Below are 19233 nucleotides of genomic sequence, written 5' to 3'. Positions count from 1 at the left end.
CACTTCGGTGTCGCCTGTTTCGAGGTCTTTCATGACGGCCTTGGCAACGTGCTGTTACCAAGGCCCTTGGTCATGTCGGTCTCGATCAGTCCGGCATGTACGTCAATCACCAAGATATTTTCCCCGCTTGGATCGTTTCGCAGGCCATTGGTAAGCGACCACGCTGCCATCAGACAACAGCGTTTCACCACGCACCGTGATGCCGGCGTTGTTGATCAGCAGCCCCACATCGACGCACTGCGCTACGCACGCGGTCGTGCTAACGTCAACGCAGGCTGCTGAATCGACAGGGTCCTTGACGGAGATTGTCTGATGTTCGCCAAATTCTTTTTCCCTGCAATGCTGCTGATTGCCGCCACTGCAGCACAGGCGCAAAACCCAGCGCCGGCCATCAAACCGCCAACAGCTGAAACACTGACACCGCAACAGAAGGCGTTGCAGGCAGAGCTCAACAGTGTAGGTCCGCAGCTAGTCGCTCTCGCTACCCAGATCGCCGAACTGATCGACAAGAACAAGGCCGACGAGGTTTGGGACAACGCATCCGGGATTGCCAAGGCTATCGTTGCCAAAGACGTCTTCGTGAGCCAGATCACCGCAGAACGTGCGCCGCTCGGCGCGGTCAAATTGCGGCAACTCAGCGGACTTGGAAGCCTCGTCTCCGACGGTCGCGTGGCCGCCAAGGGCGGACCCACCACTCCCGCCGGCATTTACATCAACGTAGCCTTTGCAACCCAGTTCGGTACCGACCCAAAGCCTGTACGCGAACGGGTGTCGTTCCATCTCGACACCGACCAGCGATGGCGAGTGACCGGCTATACGCTGCGCTAAGTCACTCGTCGCAATAAGAGTGCCGAGACAAGCGCACCTATTGTTTGCGCGCTACGCTAGCCAATGCCCAAGCCGTCGATGCCTGTAATAGCCACACTATCGAAGCCGGCCAGCTCGGTGAAACGGCGGCCGCGCTCTGCGTAATCCTGGAATTGATCAAAGCTTGGTGCGCCGGGCGAGAGCAGAATCACGCCACCGTTGCTGGTTCGCGCTTCTGCCTCGGCAATCGCAGTGGCAAGATCATCGACACGTACCATCGAACAGCGGACGTCAACGGTACGCAGCGCGGCTTCAATGCGCGTGCCATTGCTGCCCATGCAGATAATCGCATGGGGTGGCGTGGCGCTCATTGCCTCGACGAAAGCAGTCCAGTCGACACCGCGATCGTAGCCACCGACAAGTACCGTCACCGACTGACCGCGCAGGCTTTCCAGAGCGGCCAGCGTTGCTTGTGGCGTGGTGCTGATGGAATCGTTGATCCAGTGAAATCCGTTGCGTTCACCCAGTGGCTGCAGGCGATGCGGCAAGGGAAGGAAATTCGCCAGCGAGGGCGCCGCCGCCAGCGCATCCATGCCGATATCAGCCAATGCCGCGAGCGCGGCGCAGGCGTTCAGCGCATTGTGCAAACCGGGCGCAGCGAGCTGGGCGGTCGGAAAAACTTCGTCGGCACCGCGACGGATAAAACCATCGGCCACATGCCAGCCGGATAGCTGTCCGAACAGCAAGCGGTGCGGATGCTCCTGCGTACGCTCCATCAGCACGGGCTGCAGCGCATTGACCAATAGCTGGCGAGAGGCATCGACCAGTCGCAGCTTGTCGATAACGTACTGCTCGCGCGAGCCGTGCCAGTCGAGGTGCTCTTCGTACAGGCTGGTTATGACGCCCAACTCCAGCGAGGCGGCTTCGCCGGTCTGGAAACTGGACAGCTCGATAACCCAGAGTTCGGCCGATTGTCCGCGCAACTCAAGCAGAGGCAAACCGATATTGCCGGCCAACGCCGTGCGCACGCCGAGCGATCGCGCGAGGTGAGCGATCATCGCACTGGTGGTGCTCTTGCCCTTGGTACCGGTCACGGCGATCACGTGTGCACCGGGGTTTTCCGCAAACCACAGCGCGGTACCCGAGGTGAACTGCGTACCGTGCGCCTGCGCGGCGAGGATGGCCGGCTTGTATGCGGAAATGCCCGGCGATTTCACCACTACGTCAAAAACACTCAACGCGATAGCATCCGGCTCCTGGCCACGGACGATGAGTGCATTGTCGAAGCGATGCGCAGCGTCGATTTCCGATTCACTGCAATACAGCGTCAGCGGCAGGTGAGGCAATTGCTCGCGCACCGCGGCGATCGTCGCCCGGCCCTCGCGACCAAAACCCCAGACCGCGACGCGCCGATCCGCCAGTTCGGCAATACGCATCAGCCGATGGTCGCCAGCGCCGGCTGCAAACGTGCCGGCACGCGATGCTCGGTATCCGGCCGCAGCCATGGTTCCAAAGCCAGCTGTGAGGCATCGAGCTGCGGCAAAATTTCACTGCGGAAGCGTGCAACCAGTGCATCCTCCTGCCACTCCGGTCGCTGGCTCAGCGCAAACATTGCGGCACGCGCCTCGGCACCTTCGCCCACGCATTCGAACGGCTTGTGGTCCTGGTACTCCATCAGGGCATCGAAGCCGGCCGACTGCGTTTCGTCATCGAGCAGGTTGCGTCCAAAAATACCCAGTAGCCGTGGCTTGGAAAGGAACGGCGCCAGTGCAAGAAACACAAAGTGGCACTTCGGGCAGTGCCCGCACCAGCGATCGGCCGGCTTGGGCCCGAGCAGCTTGAAGTTGCGGTTGCAGCTGGAAAACGTGTCGAAATACGGCGTAAGTTTGGCAAACGCGCGCGTGATTGCCAGCTCCGAATACGGACGCAGCAGCGAGCAGTAATCCAGATCGGCAGCAACGTGCGTGTGCAGCCAGTCGCCCAATAGCTGCTCGAACGCGTAGCCCTTGCTCCACTGGTGATTCACCTGCAGGCCGTCGTACTCCAGCGTGGCCACCGAAGCCGAACGCTCGTTGGCGAACGCAATGGAATCGTAGCCATAGAGAATCGCTGCCGCCGCGAGGATAGCCGAGTTCACCGCCGTCACCGGGATATGACCGTTCCATGCACCGAGCCGGTTCAACTCGAACAGGCCCGGTGCAAGTTCGCGCTGAATATTGAGCATGGGCAGGCCAGTACGCTCGGCGCAGGCCGCGATCAACGGCGAGTTGCCGACCCATACCGCGGTCGCCTCGCCGCCGATGGCCTTGATCGCCTCAACTGCCACCAGCGAATCCTTGCCACCGCCAATCGGCACCAGGGTGCGCTTCGGCAGGCCGAGAGATCCTGCTGCCGACTGTGTGGAACCACCTCGCGGAAAGATGATGCGTCCGCGCAGATCCAGAGCGTTGCGATACGCGAATTCGGCCAGCCCGTGCAGGTACAGCGCATCGAGTACATCGGCGGTTGCGTCGTCCAATGAGCCATCAGCCACTTCGATCGTTGGCGGCACGCCTGCCTTGTAGTAGCTGACGCCGGCAATCAGGTGCAGCAGCTGCAGCGCACGCCCGAAGGCTTCGGCTCGCTCGGGCGGCAGCACCGGCACATCGGGAAAGTAAATCTTCTCGATCAGCTCATCACCGTCATCGAACGCATAGACCAGCTCGGCCACGCCATCGGCATAGGCGTGACGGACGAAACGAAACACCTGGGTCAGGCGGGGTTGAATCACGTTTATCACCTGCTGTTGTTTCCTAGCCCGAGTACGACATCAATCAAGAATGATCTCTTCTGCCGGACCACGCAGATTATATGGCGAGGACATCACTTGGCCGTAGGCGCCGGTGGTGGCAATCAGCACCACATCACCCTCATGGCTTTCCGGCAGGCGGCGATCATTGCCCAGCACGTCGCCGGATTCACAGATTGGCCCCACGACCTGGTACATCGCCGTGGCTGGCTCGTTGAAGCGAGTGAGATTGACGATTTCGTGCCAGGCGTCGTACAGCGCGGGACGGATCAGGTTGTGCATGCCCGCATCCACGCCCAGATAGCGCCAGCTGCCCTTGCCCTTGAGCTGGGTGACCTTGGCCAGCAGCACACCCGCCTCGGCCACCAGAAAACGGCCCGGTTCCATCCACAACTGGTAGCGTGGATACAGCCGCTTCACCTCGACCAGCGCTTCACCGACGGCATCGAGATCCAGCGGCTGCTCGCCGGGATGCGATGGCACCCCGAGGCCACCGCCGATATTGAGAAACTCCACCGAAGGAATTCGCTCGGCGAGACTGGCCAGCTGCGCGTAAACCTCAGCCCAATGGCCCGGCTCCAACACGCCCGAGCCCAGGTGTGCATGCAAGCCGACGATACGCGCGTGACGTGCGGTAGCCAGGTGCACGAAGGCATCGAGCTGATCCAGTGGCAGGCCAAACTTGCTGGTACTGCCTCCGGTACGCACCTTATCGTGGTGGCCTGAGCCGCGACCCAGATCGATGCGTAGGCTGATGTCGTGGCCGTCGAACGTTTCGACCCAGTGCTCCATCGGATGCAGCGAGTCCAGCGTCACCATCACACCAGCCTCCAGCGCATCGCGGTAGTCACTGCGCGGCGCGAAGTTGGGCGTGAACAACCTCGGTGTCGAGGCAGGCACGGTCTCGGCAACACGCGCCAGTTCGCCTGGCGACACACACTCCAGCCCCAGCCCTTCCTCCGCCAGAACGCGCAGGATCGCCGGATGCGAGTTGGCCTTGATCGCATAGAACAGGCGATCCACTGGCAGCTTGGCCTTCAAAGCACGAGCGCGTTCCCGTACGGTGCCTAGGTGATAGACATAGCGAGGGCTGCGCTGCTCAGCCAGTTGCATCAGCTGCGTGCGTGCGTGCAACCACCACGCTTCATCATGCGCTGCGGCCTCGGCACCGTAGAGCCGCTCCCAGGTCGGACCGAACAGGTCGGCATCGTCGGTGCGCATGGCGCCGGCGCGCACCAGTTGCTCGTGCAGCTGCGGCAGCAAGTCGTCCACGACATTTTCATCGACCACGAAGGTCAGGTTGAGGTTGTTCGACGACTGCGAAATCATGTGTACGCGATGCTGGCCGAATTCGGCCATTACCGGATTCAACCGATGCAGCATTGAGCGCATGCCGCGTCCCACCATGGTCACCGCTGCGCATGGCGCAATCACCTTGACCCGGCAGACCTTGGCCAAATCGGTGGCCAGCGCGGCCAGAACATCGGAATCGAGCAGGTTTTCCGTAGGGTCCAGCGACACGGTCACGTTGGTCTCGGCCGAGCCGATCAGGTCCACCGACAGGCCGTGCTGCTTGAACTGGTTGAATACGTCGGCCAGAAAGCCGACCTGCTGCCACATGCCGACCGACTCCATCGACACCAGGGTGATGCCTTTGCGCGTGCTGATCGCCTTGATGCTCGCCGCTTCCTCGCGCAGCTCCGGCCCGATCCGCGTGCCGGCCAGCTCCGGTCGATTGGTGTCCTTGATCAGCAGCGGCACACGCGGCAGGCGCAACGGCGAAAGGCAACGTGGATGCAGCACCTTGGCACCAGTAGTGGCGATTTCCTGCGCCTCTTCGTAATCGAGCCGCCGCAGCAGGCGCGCACCCGGCACTTGCCGCGGGTTGGCGGTAAACATGCCGGCCACGTCGGTCCAGATTTCCACCCGCAGGGCCTTGAGCAGTGCACCGAAATACGACGCCGAGGTATCCGAGCCGCCGCGACCCAGCAACACGGTGCGACCGCCCTTGTTCGATGCATCGTCCGGATCGACGCCTTCACGCGCGATGAAACCCTGGGTGATGAACACATCACCGCGTGCAGCGAGATGGGCTGCCAATACCGGATCCGGCTGCGAATCGACAATGGCTGAAAGCAGCCGCGTGCGTTCGTTCTGGTTCGGCAGGGTGACCGCCTCCAGACACTCGCGCGCGTCCAGCCATTCGGTTGCCAAGCCATTCGCGCTGAGAAAGGCCGCGCCGAGCGCGCTGGACATCAGCTCGCCATGCGCCTGCACTTGCGCCTGCCAAGCCAGATCACCACTGCCGTGAGCAGCAAGACCCGCGAGATCATGCAGCCTCGCCGCCAGCGTGTCGGGCAGGCCCAACTGCATGTGTTCCAGCAGATCGTGATGGCGCTGCGCGATGGCCTGCGCCGAGTCGATACGCGCATCCGATGTGGTCTGTACACAGAGATTCTTCAGCGCATCGGTGATGCCGGTCAGTGCGGACACCACCACCAGCACACGCGCGCCCTCGGCACGACGACTGGCAACCAGTTCGAGAATGTTCTGCCAGCGTGGCAGCGTCGCCACGCTGGTGCCCCCGAACTTCATCACGATCCAGGGGGCGCCCACAGGCAAAGGTACAAGATTGGTCTGGGTCACGGGCGTTGGTTGTCAGCGAGGGAAAAAGTCATCCAGCCAGTGTTGCGCTGCAGAACGAAAATGGCAATGGTCTTTGATTATTGGATGTTTAGACGTTTAGACTTCCATAGAACTCTGCCATGGAAATCCATCCAAACGCTTACACCACCGCGACGGGAATTCGCCCGATCTTCGCCTGCCATTCCTTCGGCCCCGTCTGGTGCACCGAGCTGCCGAGCGAATCGACCGCCACGGTGACCGGCATGTCCTGCACGGTGAACTCGTAAATCGCCTCCATGCCGAGATCGGCAAAACCGACCACCCGCGAGGCCTTGATTGCCTTGGAAACGAGATAGGCCGCGCCACCCACCGCCATTAGATACACCGACTGGTGTTTCTTGATCGCCTCGATGGCGGCCGGGCCACGCTCGGCCTTGCCAACCATGCCAAGCAAACCGGTTTCGGCAAGCACCTGTTCGGTGAACTTGTCCATGCGCGTCGCTGTGGTCGGACCCGCGGGACCGACCACTTCGTCGCGTACCGGGTCGACCGGGCCGACGTAGTAAATGAAGCGCCCCTTGAAATCGACCGGCAACGCCTCGCCCTTGTTCAACATCTCGACCATGCGCTTGTGTGCCGCATCGCGACCGGTCAACAGCTTGCCGTTGAGCAGGAGCACATCGCCGGGTTTCCAGCTGGCGACGTCTTCCTTGGTCACGGTGTCCAGGTCGACGCGACGACCCTTCGAGGTGTCGTAGGTAAGCTTCGGCCAGTCTTCCAGCGATGGCGGATCGAGCATCACCGGGCCAGAACCGTCCAGCGTGAAGTGCGCATGGCGCGTAGCCGCGCAGTTTGGGATCAGCGCCACGGGCAGGTTCGCCGCATGGGTCGGGTATTCCTTTACCTTGATATCGAGCACGGTGGTGAGTCCGCCCAGACCCTGCGCGCCAATGCCCAGCGCGTTGACCTTGTCGTACAGTTCGACGCGCAGCTCTTCGCCGCGATTGCTCGCACCGCGTGCAATCAGCTCCTGGATGTCGATCGGCTCCATCAGCGCCTCTTTCGCCATCAGCATCGCCTTTTCGGCCGTGCCGCCGATGCCGATGCCCAGCATGCCCGGCGGGCACCAGCCCGCGCCCATCGTCGGCACCGTCTTCAGCACCCAGTCAACGATGGAGTCGGACGGGTTGAGCATGGCGAACTTCGACTTCGCCTCGGAACCACCGCCCTTGGCCGCGACGATGACATCGAGCTTGTCGCCCGGCACGATGCTGACGTTGATCACCGCCGGCGTGTTGTCTTTCGTGTTGATGCGCTTGCCGGCCGGGTCGGCCAGGATGCTGGCACGCAGCTTATTGTCCGGGTCGTTGTAGGCACGGCGCACGCCCTCGTTGATCATGTCGTCCAGCGACATCGTCGCGTCCCACTGCACGTTCATGCCGAGCTTGATGAACACCGTCACGATGCCGGTGTCCTGGCACAACGGTCGATGCCCTTCGGCGGCCATGCGCGAGTTGATCAGGATCTGCGCCATCGCGTCTTTGGCGGCAGGGCTTTCTTCGCGCTCATAGGCAGCAGCGAGCCCCTTGATGTAGTCGACTGGGTGGTAGTAGCTGATGTACTGCAACGCATCGGCAACGGACTGGATCAGATCGTCTTGCTTGATGATGGTCATGGGGCGGCTTTTGGTGGTTGGCCGGTACTGGCCAACGTTGATGGAAAAGGTGCCATGCGCCGGCGTGATCTGCCGCGCACCACCCGCCTATTGTGCCGCAAGCGGGCCATCCGAATCTGACTGTGTGGTGGCAAGGGCGGGGCGCTTGCCACTCAAGGCGTGCCAGTGGCATGGTTCCGAGCCTTTCCCCACAACCGTCATCGCCATGCCCCGTCGTTTCCAATACACCCAGCTCGACGTCTTTTCCGGCCGACTGTTCGACGGCAATCCGCTGGCCGTGGTGATCGATGCTGACGGGCTGGATACCGATACCATGCAGCGCATCGCGCGCTGGACCAACCTCTCCGAAACCGCCTTTCTGCTGACTCCGACACAGCCACACGCAGACTATCGCGTGCGCATTTTTACCACCCGGCAGGAACTGCCCTTCGCCGGGCATCCCAGCGTGGGCAGCGCCTATGTGGCGATCGAATCGGGCAAGGTCCGGATCGGCAAGCGCTCGCTGGTGCAGGAATGCGCGGCCGGGCTGTTGCCCGTGCGGGTCGACGGCGAAGGCGCATCGCGCATCATCCATGTACAGGCGCCATCCGCAACGATCGGTCGCTGCGATGAAGCGTTTGCAAATCGCGTGGCTGATGCCTTGCACACACCGGTGAACGCAGCAGCGATACGCAAGGTCAACAACGGCCCCGTATGGATAGTCTGCGATCTCGACGAGGCCGGCATTGTGCGCGCGCTAAGTCCAGATTTACCTGCCATCGCAGCGATCTGCGAGCGTGTGCCCGCCGTCGGTGCCTGCGTATTCGGGCGCGAGCACAACAGTAATACCGCGATGGCCGTGCGCGCATTCTGCCCAGCTGACGGCATGCCCGAAGATCCCGTCACCGGCAGCGCAAATGCTGCGATAGCGGCGTATCTGCAGGAAACGAACGGACTCGCCGCTTATGGCCAACGCTATCGCGCAAGCCAGGGCCGCGAGGTGGGCCGCAATGGCCTCGTGGAAGTCAACGTCGATATCACCACATCGGCGATCACGATTGGCGGCGCCTGTGTGATCGGCGTACACGGAGAACTACGGCTGAACTGAACCGGCTGTGCATTCACAACCAGGTTAAAAACAACAACGGCCGCGAATGCGGCCGCTGTTGTTTTTACAAAGACGCTGCCTTAGAAGCGGTATTCAGCAAAACCGGAATACACGCCAATGCTCTCGTTGCCTTTCACTTCGCCGCTATTGATACGAGCGTGATAACCGTCGTACGCCAGACCCAGGCTGAAATGCTGGTTGAAATCGTAGCCCACCGCGGCACCGACATAACCGCCGTTGCCATGGAAACGCTCCGAACCGAAGTCTTCGACGTTGGCATCTACCGATGAATGAAAAAGACCTCCGCGCGCGGAGACAAACATCTGGTTCTCGAACTTGTACTTGATGTTCAGACCCACCAGCGGCCCCTTGACTTTCACGCTGAATTTCTCGGTCACACCCGGCAGACCCGTGGACAGATTGGTTGTGGCCGTACCCAGACCGACATAGCCGGCTTCCACGCCGAAATCGACCTTGTAGCTCTGCCAGCTGTAGCCGGCGCGAATCGCACCGCTGGTGTCCGTGTTGTCGTTGAATCCGCTTTCGTGATATGTCGACTGGCCAAGATTGCCGTTGATGAAAAATGCTCCCTGATCGGTGGCCAAAGCGCTACCCGAGACAGCCGCCAGCACGCCAGCAACGGCGATCATTTGAATCTGCTTCATTTATGTTTCCCCTGTGTTGTTGCTTCCAGCCCGCCGCCTCATGCATGCGGGCGACGCATATTACAAATTCGGGTCAAATTAAGGAATTCATGTTTATGGCAGGGGTTCTGATGGCATCGACGGTATTGCGCATCACGCCGTGATGCCGCCATCGCTGCCTGTCCCGTTGAAAACGCAGACTTCTCCCGGCACGGACAATTTCGCAAGAACTTTCGACTTCAGCCTTGCCCACTTTCACACCGGACTGCGGTAATTTGCGACGAGGCGTGGCACCGAACGACAGGGGGGACGTGTTTCGCCGCTTATAGGGTATTTCTTGATGTAGCGCTTACAGCCTGACCGGAAGCGATGCCGCCTGGCAGCGATAAACCAGGGTCGTGTCGTGGATTAAGTGTCAGCGTCTTCTATCCTAAGAAGGAACTCCGATGACCCGCCATTTTCATCGCACGGCCCTGGCAACCTCCCTCGCCGTGGCATTCGCCAGTTTCAGCAGCGCCTCCCTTGCCGCCAACGCACAACCCGATGTCGACATGGGAGTGGCTTCCGGCAGCCAGACGACCACCGTCACGCTGACGCTCAAGTTGCATAACCAGCCGGCACTGGAGCAATACATCCAGGACACCGTGACACCGGGAAGCGCCCATTTTCAGCAATTTCTGACCACCAGCCAGTTTGCCAGCCAGTACGGCGCCACTGCGGCGGAAATTGCGCAGGTACAGACGTTCCTCAAGCAGAAAGGATTGACCAGCCAGGTGCTGGACAACCACATGACGATCCGCGCCACCGGCACGCTCGCCCAGTTTGGTGCAGCGTTCAGTACGCCCATCCACAGCTACGTATCGACGGCGTCCGGACAGCGGTTTCATCGCCCTTCGTCCACTGTCCTGCTGCCATCCGCGGTGGCCAATCTGGTCGTGGCGACGTCCGGCCTGAACAGTGAGAAAAAATATCTGTCACACCGGATCCAGGCACTGAACGTATCCGGCGTACCCACCAAGCCAAGCCTGAAATCGAAGCTTGCCACCACGGCACTGACAGAAACCGCCAGCGCTTCCACCGGCAACCCCACCGCCACGGGCGAGCCCGGCAGTTTCACCGTCGGCGATGTCGCCAATTTTTACAACATCAATCCGTTGTACAAGCATGGCGTTACCGGCAAGGGCAGTACCGTCGCCATCGTAACGCTGTCCAACTTTTATCCGGCCGATGCGCAGACCTACTGGACCGATATCGGCCTGACCACCAAGCCCAATCGCATCACCCAGGTGCATATCGACGGTGGCGGCGTGATCGACGACGGCAGCGGCGAAACCGCACTCGACGTGGAGCAGTCTGGCGGCCTTGCACCGGATGCCAACATCATCGTGTATGACGCGCCGAACGCAGGCAACGGTTTTGTCGACGCATTCGCGCAGGCCGTCTCCGACAACAAAGCCGACAGCATTTCCACCAGCTGGGGCGGCCCGGAAATCTACAACTTCGCGGCGCTCAATGTCACCGGTGCCAGCGTTACCGACACCAGCGACGTAGGCGACCTGCAGACGTTCCACCAGATCTTCCTCGAGGCGGCGGCGCAGGGACAGTCGGTATTCGCTGCCAGTGGCGACTCCGGCGCCTATGACACCGTGCGCGGCCTCGGCGTGGGCACCACACCAGGCACCTACACGGCACCACTGACGGTGGACTCGCCCGCTTCCGATCCGTACATCACCGCGGCCGGCGGCACCACGCGTCCCTATACCTACAGCTTCAGCGGTGGACCCACCGCGTCGGTCACGCAGGAAAGTGTCTGGGGTTGGGATTATCTACAGAACTACTTCGACACCAATTTCGGAGTCGGGGTCGTCGACGTGTTTTCGGTCGGCGGCGGCGGCGGCGTCAGCGTCTACTGGCGTACGCCGTTCTATCAGCTGTTCACGTCGGGCATCCGTACCAGCGAAACCAAGCAATCGCTGTCGTATGACGACCCCAGCGCCGGTCCCACCACGCTGCTGGAATTGCCTGCCCACTTCCGTGGCCGCAACGTGCCGGATATCGCGCTCAACGCGGATCCGGAAACCGGCTATACGGTGGTATCGACCTCCGATGGCGGCCTGATTTCCGAAGGCGGCACCAGCTTCGTGGCGCCGCAGCTCAACGGTATCAGCGCCCTGCTGACACAGAGCAATCATCATCGTATCGGTCTGTGGAATCCGCAGGTCTATGCAATGCAGAACATCTTCGGCTACGGCAAATACACACCGTTCACTGACATCCGTGCAGGCGACAACTGGTTCTACCAGGGAAAACATGGCTATGAGCCGGGCGCCGGCATCGGCACGCTGGACGTCGCCAATCTGGATCTGTACCTGAAAAGTGGACTCTTCAGCTTTCGTCGCTGATTAGTCGTGGAAACGGGACGCTGACGGTGGCGATATCACCACCGTCAGCGACTTGCAGGACGTGCGCTGATTCGTGCGTAACGACGGCGTTGCAGGGACTTGCTGCCACTCCATTGAAACGCCATGCTCTTGCGTTGTTTTCAACCATGGCCTGGTGAATGAGTTCCTCTCCGATACCCACCGGTTATCTCCGCAGCCTTCGCCCGTGGGACGCCGCCCTGATTGTGGTGGGCGGGATTATCGGCGGCGGCATTTTTCTCAACCCCGGCATTGCCGCGCAGCGCACTGATTCGGGGCTGACGCTTTTGCTGATGTGGGTGGGCGCCGGCGTGCTCACGCTGATTGGTGCACTCTGCTATGCCGAACTGGGGGCACGACGGCCGCAGGCGGGCGGCAGCTATGTCTATATGCGCGAGGCGTTTGGCCCACTGGCCGGCTTCCTGTTCGGCTGGACGATGCTGCTGGTGATCTATTCGGGATCGAGTGCCGCTGTGGCGACGATCTTCGCCAGCTATGCGTGTGCTCTGTTTGGCCTGCCTCCGGCGGCGTGGGGACTGCCACTGACGGTTGGCGCATTGGTTATCGTGGCCGGCCTCAATTTATTTGGATTGAAGCTGGGCGCGCAGATCCAGAACCTATTCGCCTTACTCAAGCTGCTGGCAGTGGCTGCGCTGGTGGCGTGCGGACTGTTTCTTGCTGGCGCGGGTCACGGCCAGGTGCTGGCGGCGGACCCTGCGCGTCACGGCGTGGGCTTCATGGGTGCGGCGCTGCCGGTGCTCTTCGCCTATTCGGGTTTCACCTACCTCAACAATCTGGCCGGCGAAATCCACGATCCCCAGCGTACGCTGCCCCGCGCGCTGATGCTGGGCATGCTGCTGGTGATCGTGGCCTATGTGCTGGTCAACGTGGCTTATCTGGCCGTGCTGGGACATGCCGGACTGGCGGCCAGTCACGCGCCCGCGGCGGACGTCATGCAACAGGTGTTCGGCCCGATCGGTGCGCGGGTGATCGCGCTGGGCGTAGCGATTTCCGCGCTGGGCTTCTGCAACATCACCTTGGTTGCCGGTGCGCGCGTGCTGCAGGTCATGGGCGAGGATGGGCTGTTTTTCCGCTCGGTGGCACGACTGCATCCGCGCTATCACACGCCGAACATCGCGCTGCTGCTGCTGATCGCATGGTCCATCGTATTGACCCTCTCGGGCACCTACGGCCAGTTGCTGGATTACGCCACCTTCGGCGATTGGCTGGCCTGCGCAGTGGGCGTGTCCACGCTGTTCTGGTATCGCCGCCACGACGATGCTACAGCGCGCTTTCGAGTGCCTGGCTATCCCTTGATGCCGCTGATATTCATTGCCGTGATCGCATGGGTGGTACTGGCGACGATGCGCGACAACCCCATGAACGCAGGCATCGGGCTGGCGATTATCGCCGCAGGCGCGCCGGTGTATTTCATCTGGCGTCGTCTATTCGGCCTCAAGCCGTAGTGTTTGCCACAAGTGGCGTCGTTTATTCGGCTTCAAGCCGTAATGCTTGCCACAAGTGGCGTCGTCTATTCGGCTTCAGGTCGTAGTGTTTGCCACAAGTGGCGTCAGCTGTTCCGCAATGCTTGCCACAAGTGGCGCAGGTTGTTCAGCGGTTGCCGCCTAAGCAATGCGACAATGCGTGGACAGCTTTTGAGGAGATTTTGAATGGCGCTTGCGCAAGCCCAGGCTCTGCCGGCAACCACCGGCACCATCGTGCCCGACAAAATCCGTGACGGCATCGACCTGCTGATCAACGGCGAGAACTACCGCCACACGGGTGATCCGCAGATGCCGCTGCTGTGGTACCTGCGTGACGTACTGCGACTCACCGGCACCAAGTACGGCGGCGACCACGGCGAGAACGGCGCCGACCTGATACTGCTCAAGGGTAAGGCGACCTCCGCGATTTCGGTAACCGTCGCCAAAGCCAGCGGTATGGATATCGTCACCATCGAAGGCCTCGCCGCCAACGACGGCACCCTACATCCCGTGCAGCAGGCCTTCATCGACGAGGATGCGATCGGCTGCGGCTACTGCACGCCTGGCTGGATCATCGCCTCGGTCGATCTGCTCAAGCGCAAGAAGCAACCCAGCGACGACGACATCGACACGCTACCCAACGTCTGCCGCTGTGGCTGTCAGACGCGCGTGCGCCGCGCGATCAAGCGCGTGGCCGCCGGCAAGGCAGGCCTGCCATGAGCGACGATCTCTTGAGCGATCACGTCAGCAATCGCGGCATTCGACTGTCACGTCGCCGCTTTCTTCAGGTGCTGGCCGGCGGCGCTGGTGCGTTGATGATCGGCATCCGCATGGCTGACGCGGCCGATGTCGACGTACCGTTGCCACCATCGCTGCTCGGCGACACCTTTTACGGCATCGGTGCCTACGTGCGCATTGATACCGACGGCAATGTGCTGATCGGTGTGCGCGATCCGGACACCGGCACCGGCGTGGCCACCTCACTGCCACGCATCATCGCCGACGAGCTCGACGCCGACTGGAACCGCGTCAGCGTGGTGTCGCTAGGCCTGGGCGTAACCAACAACAATGGCGAGCCGAGCTGGATCTACGGGCGCCAGGTGGGTGGCACCGGCGGGTCGATTTCAGCCGCGTGGGCCGACCTGCGCCAGGCTGGCGCAGTGGCGCGTTGGCTACTGCTGCAGGCTGCCGCGCGTCGACTCGGCGTACCGGCCGACCGACTGCGCTGCGAATCCGGCACTGTGATCGCGCTGGACGGCCGCCGCTTTACCTACGGCAGCCTGATCGAAGACGCCAGCAAGATCGACATGCCCAACAGCGTCCCACCGCTGAAAACTGCCGAGCGCTATCAGCTGATCGGTAACCCGGCCGGTGATGTTGACGCCCGTGAAATCGTCACCGGCCAGACGCGTTTTGCGATCGACCAGCAGTACGGCGACACGCTGACCGCCGTGGTGGTGCATTGCCCCTGGCCGGACGGCACGTTGGATGGCATCGACTTCACCGACACGCTCGCGGTCAAGGGCGTGGTGAAGGTACTGCAGCTCAATCCCGAGGCTGGGCAGCAGACTGGCACTACGCTGAGCACGATAGCCGTGGCCGTGGTCGCCGAAGACACCTGGTCCGCCCTGAAGGGTCGCCAGAAGCTCAAGCTCAAGTGGAAACCCGGCGCCAGCAACAGCGAAAGCAGCGATGCGCTGGAGCAACAGGCTGTCGCACTACTCGCCGGCAAGACCGACCCAACCACTCGCGTGCGCAACGATGGCGACGTCGATGCCGCGGGCAAAAAGGCCGCACGCCGGCTGGAAGCCACTTATTTTCAGCCGTGGCTGGCGCACGCCACTGCCGAACCCATGAACTGTCTGGTTCGCGTGGAAAAGGACAAGGCCACCCTGGTCGTGCCGACGCAAGCGCCGCAAAAAGCATGGGCGGTGGTACATCGCCTCACCGGTCTCACACCAGACCAGATCCAGATCAGCGTACCGCGTGTCGGCGGCGGTTACGGTCGCCGACTCGATCACGATTACGTGGCCGAAGCGGTCATGCTCGCAACCAACAAGGACATCAATAAATCCGTGCGGCTGATGTGGACGCACGAGCAGGATCTGGACCACGACTACTACCGCTCCGGCAGCGTGCATCAGCTCAGTGTCGTGATCGATCACAAGCGCCAGATCACCGGCTGGAATCAACGCATGGCCAGCGCCTCCACACTGGTCAACCGCGGCGTACCCGACAGTCGGCTGTGGACATCGGAAGTCGACGTCGATCAATTGCCCGCCGCACTGGTGTCCAACTACCGCAGCGACTGGTACGGGCAAACCTCGGCGATTCCGCGCGGACCGGCCCGTAGCATGCCGCACCTGAGCAACGCCTTCGCGGTGGAAAGCTTCATCGACGAAATTGCGCACAGCATGAAAGAGGACCCGCTCGACACGCATCTGCGCCTGCTCGGCGAAGCGCGCGAGGTGCCGCTCAGCGGCGGTGGCACGTTCGATACCGGCCGGCTGATCAATGTGCTCAAGTTGGTCGCCGATCGCATCGAATGGAAAAACTGGCTGCACAGCGTCAACGGTCTCGGTATCGCCTGCTGGCATTTCAACGGTGCCTATGTGGCGCACGCCATCGAAGTGGCGTCGAAAGATCAGAAGCTCGTGATCCAGCGCGTGGTCTGCGCGGTCGATGTCGGCCGCATCATCAACCCTATGGGTCTGGAAGGTCAGGTCGCCGGCGCCACGCTCGATGCGCTGTCTACCGCACTGAATCTTTCCATCACCTTCAAGGATGGCCAGATCCAGCAGCGCAGCGGCAAGGATTACCCGCTTGCCAGCATGGCGCAGCTGCCCGATGCGGTGGAAGTGATTACCGTGTCCGGTGACCGCGACCCCGCCGGCGCCAGCTTCCTGGCCATGCCCACCGCCGCCCCGGCGCTCGCCAATGCCGTGTTCCGCGCCACCGCCGTACGCATCCGCCGATTGCCGCTGACCAAGGAACTGTCGCGACTGTCGTAATATCTGTCAGCGCGGATAAATCTGTTGATAGTTTCATTCGGGAAAGCGGGTCTTGAAGACCCGCTTTCTTAATTTGCGACGCCAGCATTAGAGACGTTACGACAGGTACCTTTCTCGCTGTCGATACCGCGTAGTCAGATCAGCGGAAGGCAAGACAGCGCCAACGTACGTTCCTCCAGACGCCGCAGCGCGCCCTGCATCATGAGCCACAGACACTTCCCGCCGATGATTGGCCTGCCTTGGTAGATGGAGTCGGGCAACTTGTCAGCTGAACAGAACTAAACGATACTTATTCGTATTAACAGGTGGCCAGCCAACGCCAGCAGCCTGATGGCGTTGCTCGCCTTGGCCACCCCCACAAGCCTGGCGATCAACCGTGCTGACTTGCCAGGGACTTCCTCTTTTGAAAAACGCTACGCCTCAGCGTCGCTTTGCGCCGTTTGCTTGTTCGTTCAACCGCCACAACCGCTACGTTCCCCACGCTCGCGCGCACCGCATGTACCTATTGGTGGCTGCCATGACGATCGCCATGGCAGGGCATGCCAGCGACACCACACCGCAAACGACTGTCGACGCCGCTCCAGCCGACGTAAAGACCAGCGCCAGCGCACACGCAAAGACACTTTCCAAGGTTACCGTGACAGCGCAGAGCGCCACGGGGTACGTCGCCAACGACGACAGCGCAGCGACAAAAACCGATACGCCGATCATCGAAACACCGCAGTCCATTTCGATCGTGACGCGACAACAGATCGACGATCAACAACCGCAAAGCCTGAACGAGGCGCTGCGCTATTCCCCCGGCGTAGTGCCGGAAACGCAAGGAACCGCCTCCAACTTCTGGGGCGCCAACAGTCTGCAATTGCGCGGATTTACACCGGGCGTCTTTCTGGATGGCCTGCAAGACGACAGCTCAACCAACGACATGGTCGATCCGTATTTCTACCAAAGTGTGGAGGTGCTCAGTGGACCGCCTTCGGTGTTGTACGGGCAAGCCAGCCCGGGTGGCATCATCGATGTCGTCAGCAAGCAGCCCACCGCGACACCGCTGCACGAAATCACGTTCGGCCTCGGCAACTACGATCGCTACCAGGCTGGCTTCGACTTCAGTGGCCCGCTCGACCAGGACGATCACTGGCTCTACCGACTGACCGGCATCGGACTCACACAGGCCACGCAGACGCCGTGGATCAAACACAAGCGTTACGGCATTGCGCCTGCGCTCACGTGGCGCCCCGACGAGAACACCTCACTGACCCTGCGGGCGAATTTCACCTACAGCCCCGACATGGGCGACTATTCCAATAGCCCTGCTGTCGGATCGGTACTGCCCAGTCCATTGGGCAAGGTCTCCGCGGACTTCAATCCCGGCGATCCGAGTTTCAACAAGGCCGAACAGCGCATGGGCATGATCGGCTATCAGTTCGAACATCATTTCAACGACATCTGGACGTTTCAGCAGAACGCACGCTTCACCGACAACCGCAACGAAGCCAACATGATCTGGCCAGATGGTCTGGAAGCCGATGGCGAGACACTCGATCGCTACGCGTTCGTTCGGCACATGAGTGCACGTTCCTACCTTATCGATAACCGTCTCACGGCGCAGTTCGATCTGGGTGCCATACAGAACACCATGCTGCTGGGCATCTCGTATTCGCGCTTCAACGAAAACTGGGTCTACGGCAGCAGCGTGGACGTACCACCGATTAATATTTTCGACCCGGTGTATGGCGTATCGGTACAAGGACCCAATCCGGATACGTTCAGCGCCGAGAACAATCACGCCAGCCAAACGGGCGTGTATCTGCAAGATCAGATGAGCCTGGATCATTGGCGCTTGCTGCTCGGCGTTCGCCAAGACTGGGTAAAGGAAGATCAGACAAGCAATGAGCCCAGTCTGGTCATCCCCAATCAACCCAGTAACAAGTTCACCTGGCGCACGGGCCTGGTCTATCTGTTCGATAACGGCCTGGCACCTTACGTGAGCTATGCCACATCGTTCCAGCCACAATTTGGTTCGATCACCACGAGCGGTGCGCCGGCGGTGCCGACCACCGGCCAGCAATACGAAGCGGGGCTGAAGTTTCAGCCGGCAGGGAGTAACAGTCTGCTTACCGCGGCAATCTATAACCTGACCGAGCAGAACGTGCCCGAATCCGATCCGCTCGATCCGGGTTTTGTGATCCAGGTCGGCGAGATCCGTTCGCGCGGACTGGAGTTGTCCGATCGCACCAGCCTCACCAATGATCTGAATCTGATCGCCAGCTACGCTTACACCGATTCGCGCTACACCAAGACTCCGGCTACCGACACAGGTTACAACGGCGTCTCGGCCGCGGTGCAAGGCAACTACCAATACGCGGTGCCGAAACAGACCGCATCGTTATGGCTCGATTACACCTTGCATGGCCATGTGTTGCAGGGTCTGGGCATGTCCGCCGGCGTGCGCTACGTCGGCTCGTCCTACGGCGACGATGTCAACTCGTTCAAGGTGCCAGCCTTCACGCTGCTCGATGCCGCCATTCGCTATGACGTCGGTGCGATTGATCCGGCGCTGCGTGGGTTGAAACTGCAGCTCAATATTTCCAATTTGCTGGACAAGTCCTATGTGTCGGCGTGCGACAGCAGCACCACCTGCAATTTCGGTGTTCGCCGCACCATCTACGCCAGCGCAACCTACGACTGGTAA

The 19233-nt window shown here is 61.2% G+C and carries 13 protein-coding genes; 7 read left to right on the top strand and 6 right to left on the bottom strand.

What is annotated here, in order from left to right; genetic code table 11:
* Positions 1-102: 102 nt before the first annotated feature.
* Positions 103-228, bottom strand: coding sequence for a hypothetical protein (locus tag HDE80_RS22175; RefSeq protein ID WP_255483676.1), 126 nt, complete (start codon positions 226-228; stop codon positions 103-105).
* Between the two features lie 84 nt (positions 229-312).
* Here HDE80_RS22175 and HDE80_RS10875 point away from each other — a divergent pair, with 84 nt between their 5' ends.
* Positions 313-828, top strand: a complete 516-nt coding sequence (locus HDE80_RS10875) for a DUF4019 domain-containing protein (RefSeq protein ID WP_184670714.1) — start codon at positions 313-315, stop codon at positions 826-828.
* Positions 829-884: 56 nt separating this feature from the next.
* Here the strand turns inward: HDE80_RS10875 and murD are convergent, their stop codons facing one another.
* The 4 genes from murD to HDE80_RS10855 all read right to left on the bottom strand — a co-directional run bounded on the left by murD (position 885) and on the right by HDE80_RS10855 (position 7895).
* Complete coding sequence (gene murD / locus HDE80_RS10870) at positions 885-2243, bottom strand: UDP-N-acetylmuramoyl-L-alanine--D-glutamate ligase (protein WP_184670790.1); 1359 nt, start codon at positions 2241-2243, stop codon at positions 885-887.
* Positions 2243-3586, bottom strand: coding sequence for a UDP-N-acetyl-alpha-D-muramoyl-L-alanyl-L-glutamate epimerase (murL, locus tag HDE80_RS10865; protein ID WP_184670712.1), 1344 nt, complete (start codon positions 3584-3586; stop codon positions 2243-2245). Before murL ends, murD begins: the two co-directional genes overlap by 1 nt.
* A 30-nt stretch (positions 3587-3616) precedes the next feature.
* Entirely contained in the window at positions 3617-6241 is a 2625-nt protein-coding gene (locus tag HDE80_RS10860) for a bifunctional aspartate kinase/diaminopimelate decarboxylase (protein ID WP_345776439.1), read from the bottom strand.
* 139 nt (positions 6242-6380) lie between these two features.
* A complete protein-coding gene (locus tag HDE80_RS10855; RefSeq protein WP_184600792.1) occupies positions 6381-7895 on the bottom strand; it encodes a fumarate hydratase in 1515 nt (504 codons plus the stop codon).
* A gap of 205 nt (positions 7896-8100) precedes the next feature.
* Between HDE80_RS10855 and HDE80_RS10850 the strand changes: the two genes are divergently transcribed.
* Positions 8101-8982 (top strand): PhzF family phenazine biosynthesis protein, encoded by an 882-nt coding sequence (locus HDE80_RS10850; protein WP_184670709.1) that lies wholly within the window; start codon positions 8101-8103, stop codon positions 8980-8982.
* An 80-nt stretch (positions 8983-9062) separates the two neighbouring features.
* On the opposite strand, the gene HDE80_RS10845 is transcribed toward HDE80_RS10850, so the two are convergent.
* Positions 9063-9647, bottom strand: a complete 585-nt coding sequence (locus HDE80_RS10845) for an outer membrane beta-barrel protein (protein WP_184670706.1) — start codon at positions 9645-9647, stop codon at positions 9063-9065.
* Positions 9648-10072: 425 nt separating this feature from the next.
* On the opposite strand from HDE80_RS10845, the gene HDE80_RS10840 reads away from it, so the two are divergent.
* The 5 genes from HDE80_RS10840 (at position 10073) to HDE80_RS10820 (ending at position 19233) form a co-directional block, all read left to right on the top strand.
* Complete coding sequence (locus tag HDE80_RS10840) at positions 10073-12028, top strand: S53 family peptidase (RefSeq protein WP_184670703.1); 1956 nt, start codon at positions 10073-10075, stop codon at positions 12026-12028.
* Between the two features lie 158 nt (positions 12029-12186).
* Positions 12187-13512, top strand: coding sequence for an amino acid permease (locus tag HDE80_RS10835; protein ID WP_184670701.1), 1326 nt, complete (start codon positions 12187-12189; stop codon positions 13510-13512).
* 204 nt (positions 13513-13716) lie between these two features.
* A complete protein-coding gene (locus HDE80_RS10830; RefSeq protein ID WP_184670698.1) occupies positions 13717-14250 on the top strand; it encodes a (2Fe-2S)-binding protein in 534 nt (177 codons plus the stop codon).
* Positions 14247-16541: a molybdopterin cofactor-binding domain-containing protein gene (locus HDE80_RS10825; protein WP_184670695.1), complete on the top strand. Its 2295-nt coding sequence runs from the start codon at positions 14247-14249 to the stop codon at positions 16539-16541. Before HDE80_RS10830 ends, HDE80_RS10825 begins: the two co-directional genes overlap by 4 nt.
* Positions 16542-17058: 517 nt before the next feature.
* Complete coding sequence (locus tag HDE80_RS10820) at positions 17059-19233, top strand: TonB-dependent siderophore receptor (RefSeq protein WP_184670691.1); 2175 nt, start codon at positions 17059-17061, stop codon at positions 19231-19233.

It is taken from the genome of Rhodanobacter sp. A1T4 (assembly GCF_014207185.1).
In the GTDB taxonomy this organism is placed as follows: domain Bacteria; phylum Pseudomonadota; class Gammaproteobacteria; order Xanthomonadales; family Rhodanobacteraceae; genus Rhodanobacter.
The sequence above is the reverse complement of the archived record's forward strand: the minus strand, read 5'-3'. Positions and strand labels throughout refer to the sequence as shown.